The organism is uncultured Brevundimonas sp. (assembly GCF_963975535.1).
Classification (GTDB): Bacteria; Pseudomonadota; Alphaproteobacteria; order Caulobacterales; family Caulobacteraceae; genus Brevundimonas.
The window spans coordinates 75,448-96,813 of the sequence record NZ_CAXBHE010000011.1; the positions used below are offsets into that span (position 1 = coordinate 75,448).

The following is a 21,366-nucleotide window of genomic DNA, read 5'->3' on the forward strand; positions in this document are numbered from 1 at the left end:
CACCATTATCGAGGGTCGGGGGAATTCAACATGCTGGTGCTTCTGGGAATCGCGGTGGTCGTGGCGGGCTTCGTCGCCCGCATCAATCCGCTGCTGGTCATACTGGCCGCGGCGATCGTCACCGGGATGATGGCCGCCGTCGTCCCGGGCGTCGAACCCCGGGCCCTGCTGCAGGCCGGCGTCGATACGCTGGCGGCCTTCGGCGAGGCGTTCAACGATAACCGCTATTTCCACATCACCTGGCTGGTCCTGCCGGTCATCGGTCTGCTGGAGCGCAAGGGGCTGCAGGAGCGGGCGCGCATTCTGGTCGGCAAGGTGCGGGCCGCGACCGCCGGGCGACTGCTGATCAGCTATCTGCTGGTGCGGCAGGCGACCGCGGCGCTCGGCCTGACCTCGCTGGGGGGGCATCCGCAGATGGTGCGCCCCCTGATCGCCCCGATGGCCGAGGGCGCGGCCGAGATCGAGGCGGGCAGGGCCCTGCCCGACAAGACCCGGTTCCGGATCCGGGGCATGTCGGCGGCGACCGACAACGTCGGCCTGTTCTTCGGCGAGGACATCTTCATCGCCATCGGATCGATCGTGCTGATCGTCGGCTTTCTCGAACAGTCGGGCCTGATCGTTGAGCCGCTGCAGATATCCGTCTGGGCCATCCCCACCGCCATCGCCGCCTTTGCCGTGCACGGGGCCCGGCTGCTGCTGTTTGACGGGGCGATCCGCCGCGAGATCGCGGCCGCCCGGTCCGGCTCCGCCGCCGATGCGGAGGCGGGCCAGTGATCACCCTTGAGCACGCCTATGTGGTGGTGGGGCTGATGTTTCTCGCCTTCGCCGTCCTGACCCTGCGCGACCGCGAGCATCCGACGCGAATCCGCAGCGCCCTGTTCTGGGGGCTGATCGCCGCCTCCATGCTGTTCGGTACCTGGCTGGGCGGGCTCGGCAACGGCCTGCTGGTGCTGGCGCTTGTCGGCATCGGCGGCCTGAAGCGGCTGGGGGTGGGCCGACCGGCCACAACCAGTCCGGACCAGCGTCTCGAACGGGCCCAGCGGCACGGCAACGCCCTGTTCCTGCCGGCCCTGATCGTGCCGGTCGTCGCGGTCGGCGGCACCCTGGCGGCCAAACATTCCGCCGCCGGGGCCTGGCTGATCGCGCCGGTGCAGACCACCCTGATCGCCCTGGGTCTGGGCTGTGTCCTCGCCCTGATCGCCGCCATGGTCTGGCTGCGGCCGCCGGTGCTGGCCCCCGTGCAGGAGGGCCGGCGCCTGATGGACTCGATCGGCTGGGCCGCCCTGCTGCCGCAGATGCTGGCCTCGCTCGGGGCGGTCTTCCTGGCGACCAATGTCGGCGGGGTCGTCGGTGAGCTGGTGACCCAGGCGGTGCCGATGAGCTCGGCCCTGATCGCCGTGGTCGCCTATTGTCTGGGCATGGCCCTGTTCACCGTCATCATGGGCAATGCCTTTGCCGCCTTCCCGGTGATGACGGCGGCCATCGGCCTGCCCTTTGTGATCTACCAGTTCGGCGGCAACCCGGCGATCGTCTGCGCCATCGGCATGCTGGCCGGTTTCTGCGGCACGCTGATGACGCCGATGGCCGCCAATTTCAACGTGGTCCCGGCCAATCTGCTGGAACTGCCGGACCGGGATTCACCGTTGAACGGGGTGATCCGGGCCCAGATGCCGACCGCCCTGATCATGCTCGGGGTCAATATCGTGCTGATGTACCTGTTCGCCTTCCGCTTCTGATGCCCCGGATCACCGCCGACATCGCCGCCCTCTACGCCCGCACCGCCCTGGGCCATGTGACGCGCGAGTATCCGAACAAGCTGGATCACGTGCTGGCGGGCCCGGCCGACGTGCTGGGACCGCGCGCGCTGCATCCGGTCTTCTTCGGCAGTTTCGACTGGCACTCCTGCGTGCATGGCTGGTGGACCCTGTTCACCGCCTATCGTCTGTATCCGGACGGCCCCGAGGCCGCCGGCATCCGCGCCCTCGCCGACACCCTGTTCACCCCGGCAAACATCGCCGTCGAGGTCGACTATCTGGCCCATCCCGGCAGTCGCGGTTTCGAACGGCCCTACGGCTGGGCCTGGTGCCTGATGCTGGCGGCCGAACTGAACCGGCATGATACGGACGAGGGTCGACGCTGGGCCGCCACGCTCAAACCCCTCGCTGACGCCTTTGCCCGGCGGTTCACGACCTTCCTGCCGCTGGCCACCTATCCGGTCCGGGTCGGCACCCATTACAATACCGCCTTCGCCCTGCGGCTGGTGCTGGATTACACGGACGGCACCGGCGACACGGCCCTCGCCGCCCTGTGCCGCGACCGGGCCCTGGCCTGGCACGGGGCCGACCGCGACTGTCAGGCGTGGGAGCCATCACAGGATGAGTTCCTGTCGCCGACCCTGATGGAGGCCGAGCTGATGCGGCGCGTGCTGGAGCCCCCGGCCTTCGTGGCATGGCTGGACCGGTTCCTGCCACGGCTGGCCGAGGCGCAGCCGCAGACCCTGTTCGTCCCGGCCTCGGTCAGTGACCGCACCGACGGCAAGATCGCCCATCTGGATGGTCTGAACCTGAGCCGGGCCTGGTGCTGGCGCGGCATCGCCTCGGCCCTGCCGCCGGAGGATCCCCGCCGGGACGTGGCGCTGGCGGCGGCCGACCGCCATCTGGACGTCGCCCTGCCCCAGGTGACCGGCGACTATATGGGCGAGCACTGGCTGGCCAGTTTCGCCCTGCTGGCGCTTCTGGCTCCGGGCGAGTCCTAGCCGGGCAACAGGTCGAGAAGGGTCTCGACCGGGCGGCACAGTTTCGTGCCTTTCGGGGTCTTCACGATCGGTCGATTCACCAGCACCGGATGCGCGACCATGGCGTCCAGTATGGCGGCGTCGGTCACCGACGGTTCAAGCAGGCCAAGGTCCGAAACGAGGTCACCGGTGCGACGCATCACGTCGCGCGGCGTCACGCCCATCTCCGCGAACAGCACGGTCAACTGGGCCCTCGTCCAGCCGGCCTTCACATATTCGACCACTTCCGGCGTCAGACCGGCGGTCTCGATCGCGGCCAGCACCTTGCGCGAGGTCCCGCAGGCGGGATTGTGGAAGACAGTGACGGGAAAGGCGGTGTCGGCCATGGACGGCTCCTGCGATCTGGGATGTAGCGACGGAGATGCTTCCTAGCAGGCCCGGTCCCGTCGTTCATCCCGCCCTCCGGCCGGGCGAATTCACTGTTGCGTGGTTGCAGCCCCGAACCATAGCGCGCACATCCTGCCCATGATCGAGAATGCCGCCGGCCCTGTCCGCCCGAAAGGGCCGGGGTTTCCCGAGTTCGTCAGCCTGATCGCCATGATGATGGCGCTGAATGCGCTGGCCATCGACGTCATGCTGCCGGCCCTGCCGGCCATCGGCACAGCCCTTGGCGTGGTCACCGAAAACAGTCGCCAGTGGGTGATCACCGCCTATCTGCTCGGGTTCGGGGTCGCCCAGATCATCTACGGCCCGCTGGCCGACCGCTACGGTCGCAAACCGATCCTGATGATCGGCCTCAGCCTTTATATCCTGTTCAGCGTGATCGCCGCCTTCGCCCCCACGTTCGAAGCCCTGATCATGGCCCGCGTCGGCAGTGGTATCGGCGCGGCGGCGCTGCGGGTGCTGGCGGTGTCGATCGTGCGCGACCGCTACAGCGGGCGGACCATGGCCCGTGTGATGTCGCTGAGCTTTCTGGTCTTCCTCGGCGTGCCCATCCTGGCCCCGACCGTGGGTCAGTTGATTCTGACCGTGGCCCCGTGGCCCTGGATATTCGGCGTCCTGGCCACGGCGGGCACGGCCTTCATGATCTGGGCCGTGATCCGCCTGCCGGAAACCCTGCATCGCGAGGATCGGCTGCCGATCCGGCTCGACCGCATCGCCGCAGCCTTTCGCGAAGCCCTGACCAACCGGCGTTCGATGGGCTATACCCTGGCGATGACGGCGATCAGCGGGACGCTGTTCGGCTTCATCAACTCCTCGCAGCAGATCTTCTTCGACGTGTTTGAACAGCCCGGGCTGTTCACCACCTTCTTCGGCCTGATGGCCGGCGGCGTGGCCATCGCCTCCCTGCTCAATGCCAGATTGGTGGAACGGCTGGGGACCCGGCTGATTTCCCACACGGCCCTGCTGGGCTTCATTGCCATGGGAGCCGTCCATTCGATCGTGACCCTGACCGGCCATGAGACCCTCTGGACCTTCGCCATCCTGCAGGGATTGACCATGTTCTGCTTCGGTCTGATCGCCGGCAATTTCGGATCCATGGCGATGGAGGCCATGGGGCATATCGCCGGAACGGCGTCGTCGGCCCAGGGCTTTATCTCGACGACGGCGGGCTCGACGCTGGGGTTCCTGATCGGACAACAGTTCAACGGATCGGTGGCCCCGCTGGCCATCGGGGTCACCGCCTGTGGCATTCTGGCCCTCGCTGCGGTTCTGTACGCCGAGCAGGGGCAGCTTTTCAGGGCCCGGAATCCGGTCCAGCCCCGGTCGGTCTGAGACTGCCCCTTGATCTTTGCGGCCCGAGGGGGCTGTCTCCGGTCCAACACGTCAACGGAGCGTTCGATGAACCGCAAAATGACCGGACTGTTGTCCGCCCTGGCCCTTTCCGCCGTGCTCGCGGCCTGCGGCCAGCCCGGCGGCAAGTCCGACATGCCGCCACTGCCGGCCTCGGCCACGGCCCCGATCGACTATGTCCGGGATATCCATTCCTTCGCCCGGCCCGAGATTGCCCGCGTCCGCCATGTCGACCTCGACCTGACCGCCAATTTTGAAACCAACACCCTGTCGGGGACAGCCACACTCGACGTCTCGGCCGAACCCGGGGCCACCCAGGTCATCCTCGATGTCCGCAACCTCGACATCCGCGCGGTCACCGATGAATCGGGCAAGGCCCTGCCGTTCGTGCTGGGGGCCGTCGACCCGATCATGGGCCAGCCATTGACGGTGACCTTCCCGGCCTTCAGCGCCGGTGAACAGCGCAAGATCGTCATCAGCTATGCCACCCGCCCGGACGCCGCAGCCCTGCAATGGCTGACTCCGGTCCAGACCGCCGGCGGCCGGCAGCCCTATCTGTTCAGCCAGGGCCAGGCCATCCTGACGCGCACCTGGATCCCGACCCAGGACAGCCCCGGCATTCGCCAGACCTATTCCGCCAAAATCACCGTGCCGACCGCCCTCAAGGCGGTGATGAGTGCCGAGATGCTGACCCCGGACGGCAAGACCGCCGGTGACGGCATGCACAGCTTCAGCTTCCGCATGACCAACCCGGTCCCGCCCTATCTGATCGCCCTGGCGGTCGGCGACCTGGCCTTTGCCAGCGAAGACAGCCGCACCGGCGTCTGGACCGAACCCAGCCGTCTCGACGCGGCCAAGGCCGAGTTCGCGGAGGTCGGCCAGATGGTCGATGCGGCCGAGGCCCTGTACGGCCCCTATCGCTGGGGCCGCTATGACCTGCTGATCCTGCCGCCGTCCTTTCCGTTCGGGGGCATGGAGAATCCACGCCTGACCTTCGCGACACCGACGATCGTGGCCGGTGACAAGTCGCTGGTCTCCCTGGTCGCCCATGAACTGGCCCACAGCTGGTCCGGCAATCTGGTGACCAACTCCACATGGTCGGACATCTGGCTCAACGAGGGCTTCACCACCTATTTCGAGAACCGCATCATGGAGTCGGTCTACGGTCGTGACCGGGCCCTGATGCTGCAGGTTCTGGGCTGGAACGACCTGCAGTCCAGCCTGAAGACGATGCCCGCCGCCGATACGCGCATGCACGTCGACCTGACCGGGCGTGACCCGGACGATGGCCTGAATGACATCCCCTATGAAAAGGGGGCCGCCTTCCTGCGCACGGTCGAGCATATCGTCGGTCGCGATCGCTTTGATGCCTGGCTGAAGGGCTATTTCGAGCGCAACGCCTTCCGTCCGATGTCCTCCGCCCAGTTCCTGACCGATATTCGCACCCATCTGGTCAAGGGTGACGCCGCGCTTGAGACCCGGCTGCAGCTCGACAACTGGGTCTACCAGCCCGGTCTGCCGTCGAACGCCGTGGCCCCGGCCTCGACCGCCCTGACCGCCGTCGACGGGGCCGCCAGGGCCTTCTTCGCCGACAAGGGGCCGGCCTCGGCCATTCCGTGGTCCGGCTGGTCGACACAGGAACGTCAGCATTTCCTGGCCTGGCGTCCGACCAATCTGCGCACCGGCACCGACTGGCTGACCAACCGGCAGCTGGCCGATCTGGAAACGACCCTGAAGCTGCGCGACGAAGGCAATGCCGAGGTCCTGTTCGGCTGGCTACAGATCGCCGTGGCCCATCGCTATCAGCCGGCCGTACCGACGCTGGAGAATTTCCTGACCCGTCAGGGGCGGCGCAAATTCGTCCTGCCCCTGTTCACCAGCCTGTGGGGCGAGGGCAGCTGGGGGCGACCGATCGCGACCCGCATCTATGCCCGCGCCCGGCCCGGCTATCATCCCGTGACCTCGGGCTCGGTTGATGCCCTGGTCGGGGTGCCGACCGGCCAGTAACCCCGGCGGACATGCGGACAGGCGCGCGTCCTCAGCGCGCCTGTCCGTTGCCCGCCCCGCTGAAGGAAAGACCCGTCCGATGCTGCGATTGACCGCCCTTGCCCTGCTGCTTGCCGGCACAGCCGTCCCGGCCCTGGCTCAGAATCTCCAGATCCACGGCGGCGCGATCTATACCGGGGTCGAGGCTTCACCGCGCGCCGAGCTGGTCCAGGTCCGCGACGGCCGGATCGTCTACGCCGGTCGCGCGGCCGGGGCACCGGACGCGACGGGTCTGACCGACATCGACCTGGCCGGCGCGACCCTGTTTCCCGGCTTCACCGACGGCCATGCCCATCTGGATGGCATCGGGTGGCGCGAGCTGACCCTGAACCTTGAAGGCTCAGCCTCGGTCGCCGACGCCATGGCCCGGCTGACGGCCTGGGCCGCGGCGCACCCGGAGGGTCCCATCATCGGGCGAGGCTGGATCGAGACCCGCTGGCCCGAGGCCCGTTTCCTGACCCGGAATGATCTCGACGCCGCTGCGCCCGGCCGGGTCGTCCTGCTCAGCCGCGCCGACGGCCATGCGATGGTCGCCTCGTCGGCCGCCCTGGTCGCAGCCGGTATCGACTCCGGCACTGCTGCGCCGTCCGGCGGCGACGTTCTGAAGGCAGCCGACGGTCAGCCGACCGGTTTGCTGGTCGATGCCGCCATGGACCTGATCGCCCCCCTGTTTCCGCAGCGCGATCCGGATGCCGTCCGCAATGCCTATCGCGCCGGCTTCCGGGTCGAGGCCGCCTATGGCTGGACCGGCATCCATTTCATGAGTGCGCCGTGGTCGGACATTCCGATGCTGGAGGCCATGGCCGAGGCGGGCGAGGCCCCGCTGCGCGTCTACAACAGCATCTCTCCCGATGGGGCCCTGGCCCTGTTCGCCTCGGGTCCGCGCAGTGTCGCCGACGGCCGGGTCATCACCCGGGCGGTCAAATACTATGCCGACGGGGCCCTGGGCTCGCGCGGGGCGGCTCTGTTCGAGCCCTATGCCGACAGCCCGGACTCGACCGGCCTGATGCAGACCAGCGGGGCAGAGATGGTGCCCCTCTATGAGTTGGCCCTGCGATCCGGCATCCAGCTCGCCACCCATGCGATCGGCGACCGCGGCAATCACGAGGTCACCGACTGGTATGCGACGGCCATGCAGGCCGTGCCGCGGGCCGAATGGGGCGTCGCCGATCCGCGCTGGCGCATCGAACACGCCCAGATCCTGCGACCGTCCGACTATGCGGCCTTCCGCGACCTGCCGATCATCGCCTCCATGCAGCCCAGCCACGCCATCGGTGACTTTCACTTCGCCGCCGCCCGGCTGGGCGATGCGCGGCTGGACGGGGCCTACGCCTGGAAGAGCCTGGTCGACATGGGGGTGATCGTGGTCGGTGGCTCCGACGCGCCGGTCGAACGCGGCGATCCGCTGATCGAATTCTACGCCGCCGTGGCCCGCAGGGATCTTGACGGCTTCCAGGGCGGCGACTGGCGACCGCAGGAGGCGGTGTCGCGGGAAACGGCGTTGAAGATGTTCACTCTCTGGCCGGCCCATGCCTCGTTCCGCGAGGCCGAACTGGGCACGATCGAGGTTGGCAAACGCGCCGATTTTTCTGTCTTCGACATCGATTTGATGACGGTGCCGGAGGCTGAAATTCCCCACGGCCGGGCGGTGCTGACCGTGGTCGACGGCGTGGTCGTCTGGTCGCGCGACTGAGCCCGACGGCGATTTCGACGTCGGCACCGTTCGCAGGGCGACAGCCAGTGGCCGACGCGACAGCCGCTCGAGCCGTGCCGCGTGAACGTCCGCGGCGGACCTAGTCGCGTAGTCCGATTGTCCTGCGCATCTGACGCAGGTGCTCGACGATGGGATCATCGTTGCCGGCAAGCGGCGTCTTGGCCTGGGCGGCAAGACCCAGCGCGCGGATGTGAATGCGAAGCGCCTCGCTGTGCCAGGCACCGACGGTCAGCAGACCGTTCACCATGGCCGATATTCCGAGGGCTATCTCGCCTACGGTGTTGAGCTTTCCGGCGGCGGCGACTTCGGCGATCTGGGTGGCCGTGTCGGCCAGTGTCCGGCATTCGGCGAAGAGGACGTCGTCATCCTGGTCCGCGAACGGCAGGATCAGGAGCAATTTCGCGGCCACGAACTCCCGTATTCCTTCGGACATCGCATCGACCCGCTGTTCAGCGCTCGCGATCAATTCGTCGGTCGCGGTTCCGCCGAGCACGTCCAGAAATCTGGCCAGGCGGTTCTCGGGGGTAAAAATGCGGGCCGCGCTCATTTGGGCCTATCCAAACAGGGCGCTGATATCGTCTTGCGACATCGCCCGCGAGGGATCAGCGATCAGGGCAAGGGCATCGGCCCTTCGCTCCCGGGTCCCGTCACTAAGGGGCAAGTTCCGGAATCGACGGTCCGGGCCGCAATATGTGGTTGAGCCGACGAAATCACGGTTGTTGCGCGCGATCCATTTGATGCGATCTAGCAGGATCGCCGGTGCGATGGGCTTCTTGACGACCATGTTGGCCCCGGCGTCGCGGGCCCGGGAGATCGTGTTCAGGGACGTGGTGCCGTTGAGCATGAGGATCGGTGCGGTGTGGTTGGGCTGCTTTGAGTCCGAGCGGATGTAGCGAACCAGCGAAGGTCCATCCTCATCCGGCATTTCGAAATCGATGAGAATGAGGTCGAAACGCTCCGTCGCCACGAAGCCCCGGGCCTCTTCCGCTGACCGGCAAGGTTTGAGTTTGAGCACTCGAAACCCCATCATGATCTGGGAAATCATCTCCAGAGACGTTGGGTTGTCGTCAACAACCAGGATCCTGGCCTTTTGCAGATCAAATTTTGCACTTGTGGAATACATTGCGTGACCATGCAGTCATTCTGGGCTGTCGTTCAGGTTCCGAATTTTCGCATCAGGGCGTCTGCGGCAGTTTGATCCAGTCCCTGGCCGGTCAGGGCCGGCCCGTTGAGCAGCGGGTCTTTCTGCGTTACGGGCCTGGCGGCCTCGGTCACCATCGCCGCCAGTTTCGACAGGCGCTGGCCGGTAATATCCTGGAATGCGCACGCCTCCAGAATCTCCGACAGTCGCGCCTCCAGCACGTCCCGGGGTAGTCGACCGCCTTCGCGCGCTGCGCCGAGCTCTTTCAGCGCCGCTTCTGCCGCCGTCAGGATCACGTCGACGGCGTCCTCGACCTCCCGACGGATGGTCAGGATGATTTCATGGGATTCGGCATCAGACATTTCAGAGTTCCCCAAGCACGGCCGTCAGCTTTTGCTTCAGAACCGAGAGCGTGAATGGCTTGATGATGTAGTTGTTCACACCGGCCTGACGGGCGGCGATGACGTTTTCCGTCTTGGTTTCGGCGGTGACCATGACGAACGGAATCGCCTTGGTCCGGGCGTCGGCGCGCACGGCCGTCAGCAATTCGTAGCCGGTCATCGGGGCCATGTTCCAGTCGGACAGGATCAGGCCGTAGTCATTGGTCCGGATCTTCTCCAGGGCCGTGGGCCCGTCGAGGGCCTCGTCAATGTTCTTGAATCCAAGCTGCTCCAGCAGGCTTCGGACAATGCGGATCATGGTCTTGTAGTCATCGACTACGAGAACGGACATGGATTTATCGACGGCCATTCGGGCTCCAGCTCATATAGTTTTGTCGAACTCTTGGCGCAGTAGATTTACCAGAAGGCTTAACAAAAAGTGCCCGCGAAATCAGAACGGGTTGAGTACAAAATGTACCTGGAGTCTATAAGGTTAGCAGGCAGGTTTATGGCATTGAGTGTCGCGACCATGTCTTTAGGTGATATTGATGATGAACGCGGCGCAAAAAACATATCAAATCTGATGATCAGCAAAACAAACAGGGGCCTCTGCTTATTTTTAACTGCCGGTTAACCGTACGGACCTTTATTCGACCACGCCAACTCGACTTGGCAGCCCGGGCGTGGGAGTGACCGTTGGACGATCTGATTACGGACTTTGTCGCGGAGACCCGTGAGGGCCTTGAGGCGCTCGACAGCGAACTTGTTCGCTTTGAACAGTCGCCTGACGATCCGGCGACGCTGGGCGGCATCTTTCGCCTGATTCACACGATCAAGGGCACCTGCGGCTTCCTGGGCCTGATGCGGCTGCAAACCGTCGCTCACGCCGCCGAGAACGTGCTGGGGGCGTTCCGCGACAACATTCTTCCGGTCACGCCCGTGGCGGTTACGGCAGTCCTGGACACCGTCGATCTGATCCGGGGGCTGACCGATGCCCTGGCGGCCACGGGCACGGAACCTGAGGGCGACGACTCCGTCCTCATCGGACGACTCGAGGCCCTGCTGGCCGAGGACGTCGCCCCGACTATGGAAGCCGAACCCGACGTCACGACATCCGCGACCACCGGCGATCCCGCGAGAGTCGACAGCCGCAAGCTGATTGAACAACTGGGGGGCGACGCGACCCTGGATGCGGCGACGGAAACGGCGCTGGTCCACCTGCAGACTGAGGGTCCGCTCGCGGCCCTGATTCACGGCACCGATCCTGACCGACTTCAGGCGGCCGTGCGCGACAGCCTCAGCGCCCAGGCGAGAAAGCAGACGGCGGGCGACGCCTTCAGCCGCGCGCTGTCGGAGCTCGCCGATCAGCCCGTGACCCCTGCGATGGTTCACGACGCCTTTCGTGCGGTCGCGCGCGCCTTGGCCGAACTCGACATCGAGGACGCCGCCATTGAGCAACTGGCCGCACTGATTCAGATGCCGGAAGAACCGGTCGTGATTATGGAAGAACAGGAACCTGAACCGTTGCCCGTGTCGGAACCCGCGCCCGCGCCCACGATTGCGGCCCCGGTCGTGCCTCCCGCAGCGGCTGCGCCGACACCACGAGCGGAAGGTGAGCCGTCCGGGCCGGCGCAAACCATCCGGGTCAGCGTGGATGCGCTCGAACATCTGATGACCGTGGTCAGTGAGCTTGTCCTGATCCGGAATCAGCTGATCCAGACCCTGCGACTGGAGCCGGAAAGCGCCTTCGCGGCGCCCCTGAACCGGCTGAACCAGGTGACCAGCGAGCTGCAGGAAGGCGTGATGACCACGCGCATGCAGCCGATCAGCGGGGCCTGGGCCAAACTGCCGCGGCTGGTGCGCGACCTGTCACAGGATCTGGGCAAGAGCATCGACCTGGTCATGCTGGGCCAGGACACGGAGCTGGACCGTCAGGTTCTGGAACTGATCAAGGATCCGCTGACCCACATGATCCGCAACGCCGCGGATCACGGTCTGGAAACGCCGTCGGAGCGGCTGGCCGCCGGCAAGGCCGAAACCGGACGGATCACCCTTCAGGCGCGCCACGAGGGCGGGGCCATCGTCATCGAAGTGTCTGACGACGGGCGCGGTCTGCCGGCCGATCGCCTGCGGGCCAAGGCCCTGGCCTCGGGAATTGTCACCCCGAGCCAGGCCGAGCAGATGACGGACATTGAGGCGCGGCAACTGATCTTCCTGCCCGGCCTGTCGACGGCGTCGGAGGTCACTTCGGTCTCGGGGCGCGGCGTCGGCATGGACGTGGTCCGGACCAATATCGAGAAGATCGGCGGGGCCATTGAGCTGGCCTCGGTCGAGGGGGGCGGGACCTGTTTCACCATCCGCATTCCCCTGACCCTGACCATTGTTTCGGCCCTGATCGTCGAATGTTGCGGCGAACGGTTCGCCATGCCCCAGTCCAGCCTGGTTGAACTGGTCAGTGCCAGCGACGGCTCCGGCCGGACCATCGAATACATCGACGGTGTCGCTGTGCTCCGCCTGCGCGACCGGCTGCTGCCCCTGATCTCATTGCAGGATCTGCTGCAGCTGGATCCGATCGGAGATCCGCCGGCCGAGACCTGTATCATCGTGGCGCGGGTCGGCTCCTTTGCGTTCGGTGTCATCGTCGACCGGGTGTTCGACACCGAGGAAATCGTTGTCAAACCGGTCGCCACCGTGTTGCGGCACCTCAAACTCTACTCCGGCGCGACCATTCTCGGTGATGGTTCGGTCATCCTGATCCTCGACCTCAAGGGCGTCTCGGTCGAGAGCGGCGCCAATCAGGTTGCAGGCAGCATCCAGGAGGATACCGAGGCTGTCGCCAAGGCTGAGAGCCTGTCCGCCATCCTGGTGTTCCGTGCCGCCAACGACAGCCTGAAGGCGGCCCCCCTGGCCAATGTTTCACGCATCGAGGAACTCGGTGCCGAGCAGATCGAATGGATCGACGGCCGTACCGTGATCCAGTATCGCGGCAAGCTGATGCCCATCATCGGTTCCGACGCCGGACCCGCGACGGCATGGGAAGGCGGCGAGCGCAGACCGCTTCTGGTCTTCTCCCGCGATGACCGTACGGTCGGACTGCTGGTCAACGAGATCGTCGATATCGTCGAAAGCGCCGTCACTACGGACATGCCCGCGGCGGGTGCTGGGGCCCTGGGTGGTCTCATCATCGGCGGCGCAGCCACCGAACTGATCGATGTCAGCTATTACTGGCGTCAGGCGCTACAGGAGCCCGAATCGACCGCTTCGACCCCCGCCGTCGAGCCGGCAAGAGCGGCTCCGATCACCGCGCCCCGCTTCACTGAAGCCACGCCGCCGAACAGTCGCCGCCTGTTGCTGGTTGACCAGAGTCCATTTTCCCAGCTGCTGCTTCAGCCCCTGCTGGCCCAGGCCGGCTATGAGGTCACGGTGGCCGCCGATCCGACCGCAGCGCTCGAGCTCTATGACGCGGGTGAGCATTTCCATCTGATCATGGCCGACACGTCGGACCCGGCTGAGGCCAAGGATTTTGCAGTGGCCTTCGGCCGTGCGGCAAGCTGGCACAAGACCCCACTTCTCAGCCTCGCATTCCACGGCTCCGCCACCCAGCCCCCCGGGAACAATCTGGATCGGAAAACTGTGCTGGATGCGGTGTCCCATGCCCTGGCCGAAATGGAGCAGGCGGCATGACCGACCGAGCCGAAAGTGTGCTGGTTGCCACGGACTCCACGGCGGGCCTGGTCTCGGTTGTGGTCGGCGGACAGATGTTCGGGGTTCCCGTCCTCTGCGTTCAGGACGTCATCGCCCAGACTGTAATCAACCGGGTTCCCTTGAGCCCGCCCGAAGTCGCCGGGTCACTCAATCTCCGCGGACGCATCGTCACCGCCATCGACATGCGGTGCCGGCTGAGGATGTCGCCGAGAGAACCCGACGTTGGCTTCATGAATGTGATCGTTGAGCATAACGGCGAGCTCTACGCCCTTCTGGTTGACGATGTTGGCGACGTTCTGTGGCTTGAGCCCACGGAATACGAGGCCGGCCCTGTCACCTTGTCGCCGCACTGGCGAGCCGTCTGCAGCGGCCTCTATCGTCTGCAAGGCGAGCTGCTGCTGGTTCTCAATATTGAACAGGTTCTCACCCTGTCAGGAACAACGAGCCTGGCCGCCTGACCTTCACCTTCATCCCCGAAACGCTGCCGACGTCTGTCGAGAGCCCTCCAAAGGAAACACAATGCCCACCGCCACCAACACAGCCCTGAAAGTCGATTCGACCGAGAATTTTGAAGCCTTGCTTGAGGACTACCGCGGTCAGGTCGAAGCCCTCCGCATTTCGCTGGCGGTGATCGAGTTCGGTCTCGACGGGATCATCCAGGACGCCAACGACAATTTCCTGAACGCCGTCGGCTACACCCTGGCCGAGGTTCGCGGCCAGCATCATTCGATCTTCATGGACCCCTCTGTACGCCAGAGCCCGGAGTACCGGATGTTCTGGGAGAAGCTGGGTCGGGGCGAGTTTGAATCCGGCCAGTTCCGGCGCGTCGCCAAGGGCGGTCGCGAGATCTGGATCCAGGCCAGCTACAACCCGATCATGGACACCCAGGGCAAGCCCATGAAGGTGGTCAAATACGCCTCCGACATCACCGCCGAGAAGCTGGCCACGGCCAACTATGAGGGCCAGCTGGCCGCCATCGGCAAGTCCCAGGCGGTGATCGAGTTCGGCCTCGACGGGATCATTGTGGACGCCAACGACAATTTCCTGAATGCGCTCGGCTACACCCTGTCCGAGGTGCGCGGTCAGCATCACTCGATGTTCGTGGACCCTTCGGAGCGCCAGAGCCCCCAGTACCGGATGTTCTGGGAGAAGCTGGGGCGGGGCGAGTATGATGCCGGCCAGTACAAGCGCATCACCAAGACCGGCGGCGAGATCTGGATCCAGGCCAGCTACAATCCGATCATGGACATGAACGGCAAGCCGATGAAGGTGGTCAAATATGCCACCGACATAACGGCGGAGAAGCTGGCCACGGCCAACTATGAGGGCCAGCTGGCCGCCATCAGCAAGTCCCAGGCCGTGATCGAGTTCAGTCTCGACGGCAAGATTGTTGAGGCCAATCCCAATTTCCTGAATGCCCTCGGCTATACGATGGAGGAGATCCGCGGTCAGCATCACTCAATGTTCGTCGACCCATCCGAACGCCAGAGCCCGGAGTACCGGATGTTCTGGGAGAAGCTGGGCCGCGGCGAGTTCGACACGGGCCAGTACAAGCGGGTCGGCAAGGGTGGTCGCGAGATCTGGATCCAGGCCAGCTACAACCCGATCATGGACATGAACGGCAAACCGATGAAGGTGGTCAAATACGCCTCCGACGTCACGGTCCAGCGCAAGATTGCCGAGCGGGTCAAGGAGATCTCCAACATCGTCTCCTCGGCCTCTTCCGAGATGCGCGCCACGGCAGAATCCATGGCCCGGACCGCCGAGGAAGCGACCATCCAGGCCGGTGCCGTCGCCAATGCGGCCCAGGTCGCCTCCAGCAACGTCCAGACCGTCTCGGCCGCCGGTGAGGAGCTGTCGGCTTCGATCTCAGAAATCGCGCGTCAGGTCGCTGAATCCACCAACATCACCCAGCGCGCCGTGCATGAGACGGATACGACCAAGGTCGCCATCCAGACCCTGGCCGAGGCCGCCCAGAAGATCGGCAATGTGGTCACCCTGATCAACAACATCGCCGGCCAGACCAAGCTGCTGGCCCTGAATGCCACCATCGAGGCGGCCCGGGCCGGTGACGCCGGCAAGGGCTTCGCGGTGGTCGCGTCGGAAGTGAAGAGTCTGAGTGACCAGACGGCCAAGGCCACCCATGAGATTTCCTCGGAGGTCTCGGCCATGCAGGCCGCAACCACGACCTCGGTGTCCGCCATCCAGGGCATCGCCGACACCATCGGCAAGGTCGCCGAGATCGCGGCCGCGATCGCCAGTGCGGTCGAGGAACAGTCCGCCGCCACGGGCGAAATCTCGGCCAATGTGACCGAAGCCGCGGCCAGCACCCAGGAGGTGTCGGCCAATATCCAGGGCCTCAACGAAGGGGTGGCCCAGACCAGCGCCGCCTCGGCAGAGCTGCTGCAGGCCTCGGGTGAACTGGCCCACCAGGCCGAGGCACTCAGCGGCGAGATGGACGGCCTGCTCGGCTAGGGCCAGGCAGACCACAGTAGTGTGGGCAAGGGCCCGCGGGGAAACCCGCGGGCCCTTGTTGCATCCGGATGGGGTCGCCTCGCGGCGGGACGGCCCGGCTGCCGGGCTGGCCCGGTCATCGTCATGTCCGAACTGCCTCTCCGGCCTGCCCGGGCCAGCATCCCGTACAAGGGATTCAGATGCGAATTGGTCGGCCGGCGCACCCCAAAGCCATGCGTGCGGGGGCCCCTCGCCCGCCAGGATGCGGCAACGGTACCAGGACGGGTCCCGGTCGGGTCCCGCGGCGCAGTGGCTGGCGGTCCGTCTGCACAGCGTCAGGCCAACTCAAGCGCCTATGAAGGAGGCCCGTGGGGTTCCCCACGGGCCTTCAATCCGATTGACCGACGACCACCACCCAGGCCGCCGTTTTCCGATCCGGCCGTCAGGCGACCCTGGCCACCCCGACTTGCGACCGGCGATAGAGGCCGCGCATCCCGGTGACCGGTTCAATCGTCTGACTGAGACCCATCACCGTTTCGGCGCTGCCCAGAAACAGTGAGCCGTCGTTGGCCATGGCCCGGTGCAGCTGTTCGAGAATCTGCCGTTTGTGATCGACGTCGAAATAGATCAGCACATTGCGGCAGAAGATCACGTCAAGCACGCCCATGCCGGTGGTGCCCTTGAGCAGATTGTGCGACCGGAACTGCACCATCTGCTGCAGTACGGGCGACACCTGCCAGCCTGTGCCCTGGGGCTTGAACCAGCGCGCCAGGCGCTCGGGCGACAGGCCGCGTTTGACCTCGAACTCATTGTAGATTCCGGACCGGGCCTTGGTCAGCACCGGCTCGGACATGTCGGTGGCGATGATCTCGATTTTCCAGCCCGCCAGTCGCGCGCCCATCTCCTGCAGGATCATGGCGATCGAATAGGGCTCCTGACCGCTGGAACAGGCGGCGCACCAGATTCTGAGGCTGCGGGTGTTCTGACGGGCCGCGATCAGGGTCGGCAGGACGCTCGTGGTCAGCTGCTCGAATGGTGTTCCGTCCCGGAAGAAATAGGACTCATGGGTGGCCATGGCGTCGATGCAGCGCTGGATCAGCGCCTCCGGGGCACCCGACCGCAGGCGTGCCAGCAGTTCGGGAACCCCCGCCAGTTTTTCGGCCCGGGCCACCGGCTCGAGCCGGCCGGAGACCAGATAGGCCTTGGCCGGTGTCAGGACCAGGCCTGAGCGCTCCCGCGCCAGCCGGCAGAAATTATCGTAGTCGGGGTCGGTCATGCAGCGGTTCCTGTGGCGCGTCGGATCCACGGGCCAATATCGTTCAAGGGAAGAATACTCTCGGCCAGACCGGTGGCTGCCGCGGCCCCGGGCATGCCCCACACCACGCTGGACGCCTCGTCCTGGACGATGAACCGTCCGCCGGCGCGCGCCACGGCTTCGCAGCCCTTGGCTCCGTCATGGCCCATGCCGGTCAGCATCGTCGCCAGCAGGCCGGTGCCGAAGACCTGGGCCGCGGTACGCAGCATCGGATCGACCGCGGGTCGGCAGAAACTCTCGGGCGGCTCCTGGTTGAGCCGCAGGATCGGCAGGGCCCCCTGCCGGTCCACCACCATATGCCAGCCCCCCGGCGCGACATAGCAATGCCCGCCCAGGATCGGCTCGCCGTCCCTGGCCTCGGCGCAGGGCCGGTCACCGGCCCGGCTCAGCTGCTCGGCCAGAAGGGCGGTGAAGGTCGCGGGCATGTGCTGGGTCAGCAGAATGGGTTGCTGGACGGCACCGCGGAGGGATTCGAACAGTTTCAACAGGGCCGGTGGGCCGCCGGTCGAGGCACCGATGGCGAGGGCCGTTGTCTTGCCGCGGACCGGGCGCGGACCGACCGGCGGGACCGGCGTGGGCCGGGGCGGGGCAGCTGATGGCGGAACCGCCGCCCGCCTGCGGACAACAGCCTTGATCTTGGCGACCAGTTCCCGCTTGAATTCCTCGGCGCTGCCCAGGCCGGACTCCGGCTTGGCGACATAGTCAGACGCCCCCAGATTCAGCGCCTTGAAGCTGATTTCGGCGTTTCGACGGGTCAGGGTCGAGGCCATGATGACCCGGACGCCCGGGTGTCGGACCATGATTTCCTGCAGCGTGGTCAACCCGTCCATCACCGGCATTTCGATATCGAGCACCACCAGATCGATCGCGGTGCGCGCCAGCTGGGCGAGGGCCAGCTCGCCATGGGCCGCCGTTGCGACAACGGCAATGCCCGGTTCGGCTTCGAGGTGGCGCGAAATCAGGCCCCGGACGACGGCCGAGTCATCGACCACCATCACCCGGATCGACGGCAGTTCCGCAATGGCAGCGGACGAAGAAATCATTGGACCGGTACTCTTTCACGTCTGGACGGCTCCCGAGCGAACCTGAGCTGTGACCGGAAGCGGCCCTCCGGGCGGCTCCCATGGCCAGGGCAACGGGGCCGCCTGAGATCTGCAATCGATCTCCCAGTTTAAGCATCGTTTCGGTTAACGATGAGAAAATTGAAAACTAAAATGGGTTCGCAGGATATGTTATCTACACGACTTATGAAAATATACCTGACGGCTAATTTCTTAGACCCAAAAATTCTTATTTCTACTTTCTATACTTGAATTCGAACGAGCCGGAGCTAGGCTGGGGCCGTTAAGTCGTGGAAGGAAAAGTTGATTGCCGAGTGGCCTGTTCACAATGGCGAGCAAGCGCACGGCCGCCTCAGTGCTACGCAACGGCCCTGCCTATCTGGTCGCCTTTGTTGCGGCGATCGCCTGTTTGGCCGCGGAGCGCGCCGTCGAACCGATGTTCGTGGAGCGAAGTGCCTTCTTGATGGTCATGCCTGCGCTGCTGATCGGCGCGGTGCTGGGCGGGGTTGGGCCTGCCTTGCTCGTCGTTGTTCTGGGGCTGATCGGGAACCAGATTCTGACGAACGGCTCCCTGACCACCAATCCGGCCAATCTGATCAGCGCGATCACCTTCTCCCTGCTTGGCGTTTTCTGCGGTCTTGCCAGCGACGCCCTGCGGCGGGGCCGCAGCGAGCAGCGTGAGTCGGTCGAAGGGTTGAGGGCGCTGCTCGACGCTGTGCCCGACGCCATGTTCCAGTTTGACGCCCGGGGCGTGATCCGGTCTTTCAGCGCCTCCGCCGTCCGGATGTTCGGCTGGTCTGCCGAGGACATCACCGGACGCCCCGTCTGGGACCTTTTTCCGGAGTCGTCGCACGCCCCGATCCGGGATTGTCTGGAAGCGGTGGAAACGAACGCCGGGTACGACGGCTTCGGCGGTACGCGCCTGCTGCTGGGCCAGCGACACGACGGGACCGGATTTCAGATGGAGCTTTCGGTCTGCCGGAACGGCTCGACCACCGTCAGGCTGTTTACCGGTTTTGCGCGCGATCTGACGGACCGAATGGTCGAGCAGGAGCGGATTCGGGCGTTGGAAGCCGAGCTGATGCATATGGCGCGGCTCACCGCCATGGGTCAGATGACGACCACCCTGGCCCATGAACTGAACCAACCCCTCGCGGCGGCGACCAACTTCATGATGGCGTCCGAGCGACTTTTGTCCCGGCCGTCACCGGACATTCCGATGATCGTCGAGGCGCTGCGGAGTGGCGTCGAACAGACGATGCGGGCCGGCGACATCATCCGCCGCCTGCGGGTTTTCATCACCAAACGCGAGCCGCACCGGTCGCTGGAGGACATTGCCGAGGTGCTGCGGGAAGCCGCAGCCCTGGCCATGGCGGGCAGCTACGACATTGATCTGCGGTGGGAGGTTGAGCCTCGCCTGGACCCGGTTCTGATCGACCGGATCCAGATTCAGCAGGTTGTCGTCAACCTCGTCCGCAACGCCCGGGAGGCCATGGCCGGAGCGGCGGATCGACGACTCGTCATTGGCCTCCGCCGTGAAGGACCCCTGATCGTTGTTTCCGTCTCCGATTCCGGCCCGGGCGTCGAGCCGGCGATCGCTTCGCACCTGCTTGACGCGTTCGTCACCAGCAAACCTCATGGACTCGGCGTCGGTCTGTCGATTTCCCGCAACATCGTCGAATCCCACGGCGGTGGGCTCTGGCTCGACCCCTCCGAAGGGCCGGGTGCGACCTTCCGATTCACGTTGGCGGCGACTGCCGAGGAGGCCGTTTTTGAGGCCGCATGATCCCGTCGTCTATGTCATCGACGATGACGAACCGATGCGTCGGTCCCTGGTGCTCCTGTTGAGCAGTGCCGGATACCGCGTTCAGACCTATGAAGGCCCCGCCGCCTTTCTGGACGGCGCGTCGGTGCTCGAGCCCGGCTGCGTCGTCACCGACATGCGCATGCCGCAGATGAGCGGGCTGGAACTGATGTCGGAACTTCGGGCGAAGGGGATCCCCATGCCGGTCATTCTGATCACCGGTCATGGCGACGTGGCGTTGGCCGTCGAGGCCATGAAGCGCGGTGCGGTCGACTTCCTCGAGAAGCCCTTTGAGCCGGCGACCCTGATTGCGGCCATTCAGAAAACCATCGACAACGCCCGGGTCCGGTTCGACCTGCTGGCGGACAACCGTACCGCCCGGGCCGCCCTCCTGACCCTTTCGTCGCGGGAAAAGGACGTTCTGCGCGGACTCGTGGCGGGTCACACCAACAAGATGATCGCCCGGGAGCTCGGCATCAGCGATCGCACCGTCGAGGAATACCGGGCCAAGGTGAAGTCCAAGCTGGGCGTCACCTCACTCTCGGCCCTGCTCACTTTCGTTCTGAAAGCAGAAAGTTGACCCTGGGGAACCCCGGTATCAACCGGGGGCGACCGCACGCGAATCGCCGCTACCATCGGGTGCGTTCGTAGATGCAGAGGGTGGTCAGTTTCATGTCCTTCCACATTCCGACCGGCTGCCAGATCCGGGCCGCCCGTGCCCTGTGCCGGGTCGAACAGGCAGAACTGGCCGCGGCGGCCGACCTGAGCATTCAGACGATCAAGCGGCTCGAGGGCTTCCGGGGACCGGTCGATGCGACCACCCGGACTGTCGTCGCCCTGATGACGGCGTTTCGTTCCTTCGGCATCGTCTTTGACCTGGAAGTCGGAACGGGACCGGGCCTCCGCTTTCTGGACGAGGCGGCATCAGACGCAAGGGGCACCGGGCGGAACGCCCATCGGTCCAGCGGGAGCGGCAACACGCTTCGTGCTGCCTGAGCGGCTCCCGGCAAACGTGCCTGACGTCAGGTTGCGGCGGCCGGCGGTCGCCCCGGTCCTGGGGAACCGATCGGTTCCGGCAATCCCCCACCCGGGCCGGCCACGGGCACCAGCGGTGTGGAGACTGGAGCGGCCGGCGGGAATCGAACCCGCGACATTCAGCTTGGGAAGCTGACGTTCTACCTCTGAACTACGGCCGCACGGGCCCGGAACCGGATCGGT

At 65.5% G+C, this 21,366-nt stretch carries 19 protein-coding genes and 1 tRNA gene; 12 read left to right on the forward strand and 8 right to left on the reverse strand.

Annotated features, from left to right (window positions below; genetic code table 11):
• Positions 1-30 precede the first annotated feature (30 nt).
• The 3 genes from AACZ75_RS13920 to AACZ75_RS13930 are packed head-to-tail and all read left to right on the forward strand — an operon-like array spanning position 31 to position 2,755.
• A complete protein-coding gene (locus AACZ75_RS13920) occupies positions 31-774 on the forward strand; it encodes a DUF969 domain-containing protein (RefSeq protein ID WP_339873678.1) in 744 nt (247 codons plus the stop codon).
• Complete coding sequence (locus AACZ75_RS13925; RefSeq protein ID WP_339873679.1) at positions 771-1,736, forward strand: DUF979 domain-containing protein; 966 nt, start codon at positions 771-773, stop codon at positions 1,734-1,736. The genes AACZ75_RS13920 and AACZ75_RS13925 overlap by 4 nt, the downstream gene beginning before the upstream one ends.
• Positions 1,736-2,755: a DUF2891 domain-containing protein gene (locus tag AACZ75_RS13930; RefSeq protein WP_339873680.1), complete on the forward strand. Its 1,020-nt coding sequence runs from the start codon at positions 1,736-1,738 to the stop codon at positions 2,753-2,755. The genes AACZ75_RS13925 and AACZ75_RS13930 overlap by 1 nt, the downstream gene beginning before the upstream one ends.
• Here AACZ75_RS13930 and arsC read toward each other — a convergent pair.
• The gene (gene arsC, locus AACZ75_RS13935) at positions 2,752-3,120 is read right to left on the reverse strand and encodes an arsenate reductase (glutaredoxin) (RefSeq protein WP_339873681.1); all 369 of its coding nucleotides are present in this window, start codon (positions 3,118-3,120) and stop codon (positions 2,752-2,754) included. The two genes, AACZ75_RS13930 and arsC, sit on opposite strands and share 4 nt — an antisense overlap.
• Before the next feature lie 139 nt (positions 3,121-3,259).
• On the opposite strand from arsC, the gene AACZ75_RS13940 reads away from it, so the two are divergent.
• The 3 genes from AACZ75_RS13940 to AACZ75_RS13950 all read left to right on the forward strand — a co-directional run bounded on the left by AACZ75_RS13940 (position 3,260) and on the right by AACZ75_RS13950 (position 8,267).
• Positions 3,260-4,510, forward strand: coding sequence for a multidrug effflux MFS transporter (locus tag AACZ75_RS13940; protein WP_339873682.1), 1,251 nt, complete (start codon positions 3,260-3,262; stop codon positions 4,508-4,510).
• Positions 4,511-4,576: 66 nt separating this feature from the next.
• On the forward strand, positions 4,577-6,535 hold the full coding sequence (locus AACZ75_RS13945) for a M1 family metallopeptidase (protein ID WP_339873683.1): 1,959 nt from the start codon (positions 4,577-4,579) through the stop codon (positions 6,533-6,535).
• 79 nt (positions 6,536-6,614) lie between these two features.
• The gene (locus AACZ75_RS13950) at positions 6,615-8,267 is read left to right on the forward strand and encodes an amidohydrolase (protein ID WP_339873685.1); all 1,653 of its coding nucleotides are present in this window, start codon (positions 6,615-6,617) and stop codon (positions 8,265-8,267) included.
• A 100-nt stretch (positions 8,268-8,367) separates the two neighbouring features.
• On the opposite strand, the gene AACZ75_RS13955 is transcribed toward AACZ75_RS13950, so the two are convergent.
• The 4 genes from AACZ75_RS13955 to AACZ75_RS13970 are packed head-to-tail and all read right to left on the reverse strand — an operon-like array spanning position 8,368 to position 10,179.
• Positions 8,368-8,835: a hypothetical protein gene (locus tag AACZ75_RS13955; RefSeq protein WP_339873687.1), complete on the reverse strand. Its 468-nt coding sequence runs from the start codon at positions 8,833-8,835 to the stop codon at positions 8,368-8,370.
• A gap of 6 nt (positions 8,836-8,841) precedes the next feature.
• Complete coding sequence (locus tag AACZ75_RS13960; protein ID WP_339873689.1) at positions 8,842-9,411, reverse strand: response regulator; 570 nt, start codon at positions 9,409-9,411, stop codon at positions 8,842-8,844.
• 32 nt (positions 9,412-9,443) lie between these two features.
• Positions 9,444-9,791 (reverse strand): hypothetical protein, encoded by a 348-nt coding sequence (locus tag AACZ75_RS13965; RefSeq protein WP_339873691.1) that lies wholly within the window; start codon positions 9,789-9,791, stop codon positions 9,444-9,446.
• A 1-nt stretch (position 9,792) separates the two neighbouring features.
• The gene (locus AACZ75_RS13970) at positions 9,793-10,179 is read right to left on the reverse strand and encodes a response regulator (RefSeq protein WP_339873693.1); all 387 of its coding nucleotides are present in this window, start codon (positions 10,177-10,179) and stop codon (positions 9,793-9,795) included.
• Positions 10,180-10,505: 326 nt separating this feature from the next.
• On the opposite strand from AACZ75_RS13970, the gene AACZ75_RS13975 reads away from it, so the two are divergent.
• From AACZ75_RS13975 to AACZ75_RS13985, 3 genes are all read left to right on the forward strand, one after another.
• A complete protein-coding gene (locus AACZ75_RS13975; RefSeq protein WP_339873694.1) occupies positions 10,506-13,493 on the forward strand; it encodes a chemotaxis protein CheA in 2,988 nt (995 codons plus the stop codon).
• Positions 13,490-13,972 (forward strand): chemotaxis protein CheW, encoded by a 483-nt coding sequence (locus AACZ75_RS13980; protein WP_339873696.1) that lies wholly within the window; start codon positions 13,490-13,492, stop codon positions 13,970-13,972. The genes AACZ75_RS13975 and AACZ75_RS13980 overlap by 4 nt, the downstream gene beginning before the upstream one ends.
• 61 nt (positions 13,973-14,033) lie before the next feature.
• Complete coding sequence (locus AACZ75_RS13985) at positions 14,034-15,989, forward strand: PAS domain-containing methyl-accepting chemotaxis protein (RefSeq protein ID WP_339873698.1); 1,956 nt, start codon at positions 14,034-14,036, stop codon at positions 15,987-15,989.
• Between the two features lie 421 nt (positions 15,990-16,410).
• Here AACZ75_RS13985 and AACZ75_RS13990 read toward each other — a convergent pair whose 3' ends face one another.
• Both AACZ75_RS13990 and AACZ75_RS13995 read right to left on the reverse strand, forming a co-directional pair.
• A complete protein-coding gene (locus AACZ75_RS13990) occupies positions 16,411-17,244 on the reverse strand; it encodes a protein-glutamate O-methyltransferase CheR (RefSeq protein WP_339873700.1) in 834 nt (277 codons plus the stop codon).
• On the reverse strand, positions 17,241-18,326 hold the full coding sequence (locus AACZ75_RS13995) for a chemotaxis response regulator protein-glutamate methylesterase (protein ID WP_339873702.1): 1,086 nt from the start codon (positions 18,324-18,326) through the stop codon (positions 17,241-17,243). Before AACZ75_RS13995 ends, AACZ75_RS13990 begins: the two co-directional genes overlap by 4 nt.
• 325 nt (positions 18,327-18,651) lie before the next feature.
• Here AACZ75_RS13995 and AACZ75_RS14000 point away from each other — a divergent pair, with 325 nt between their 5' ends.
• From AACZ75_RS14000 to AACZ75_RS14010, 3 genes are all read left to right on the forward strand, one after another.
• Positions 18,652-20,130 carry an ATP-binding protein gene (locus AACZ75_RS14000; protein WP_339873704.1) on the forward strand — a complete coding sequence of 493 codons (1,479 nt, stop codon included), beginning with the start codon at positions 18,652-18,654 and terminating at the stop codon, positions 20,128-20,130.
• Positions 20,117-20,728: a response regulator gene (locus AACZ75_RS14005; RefSeq protein ID WP_339873706.1), complete on the forward strand. Its 612-nt coding sequence runs from the start codon at positions 20,117-20,119 to the stop codon at positions 20,726-20,728. Before AACZ75_RS14000 ends, AACZ75_RS14005 begins: the two co-directional genes overlap by 14 nt.
• Before the next feature lie 92 nt (positions 20,729-20,820).
• Positions 20,821-21,144: a helix-turn-helix transcriptional regulator gene (locus AACZ75_RS14010; RefSeq protein ID WP_339873708.1), complete on the forward strand. Its 324-nt coding sequence runs from the start codon at positions 20,821-20,823 to the stop codon at positions 21,142-21,144.
• 125 nt (positions 21,145-21,269) lie between these two features.
• Here AACZ75_RS14010 and AACZ75_RS14015 read toward each other — a convergent pair.
• Positions 21,270-21,344 (reverse strand) — tRNA-Gly (locus AACZ75_RS14015).
• Between the last annotated feature and the right edge of the window lie 22 nt (positions 21,345-21,366).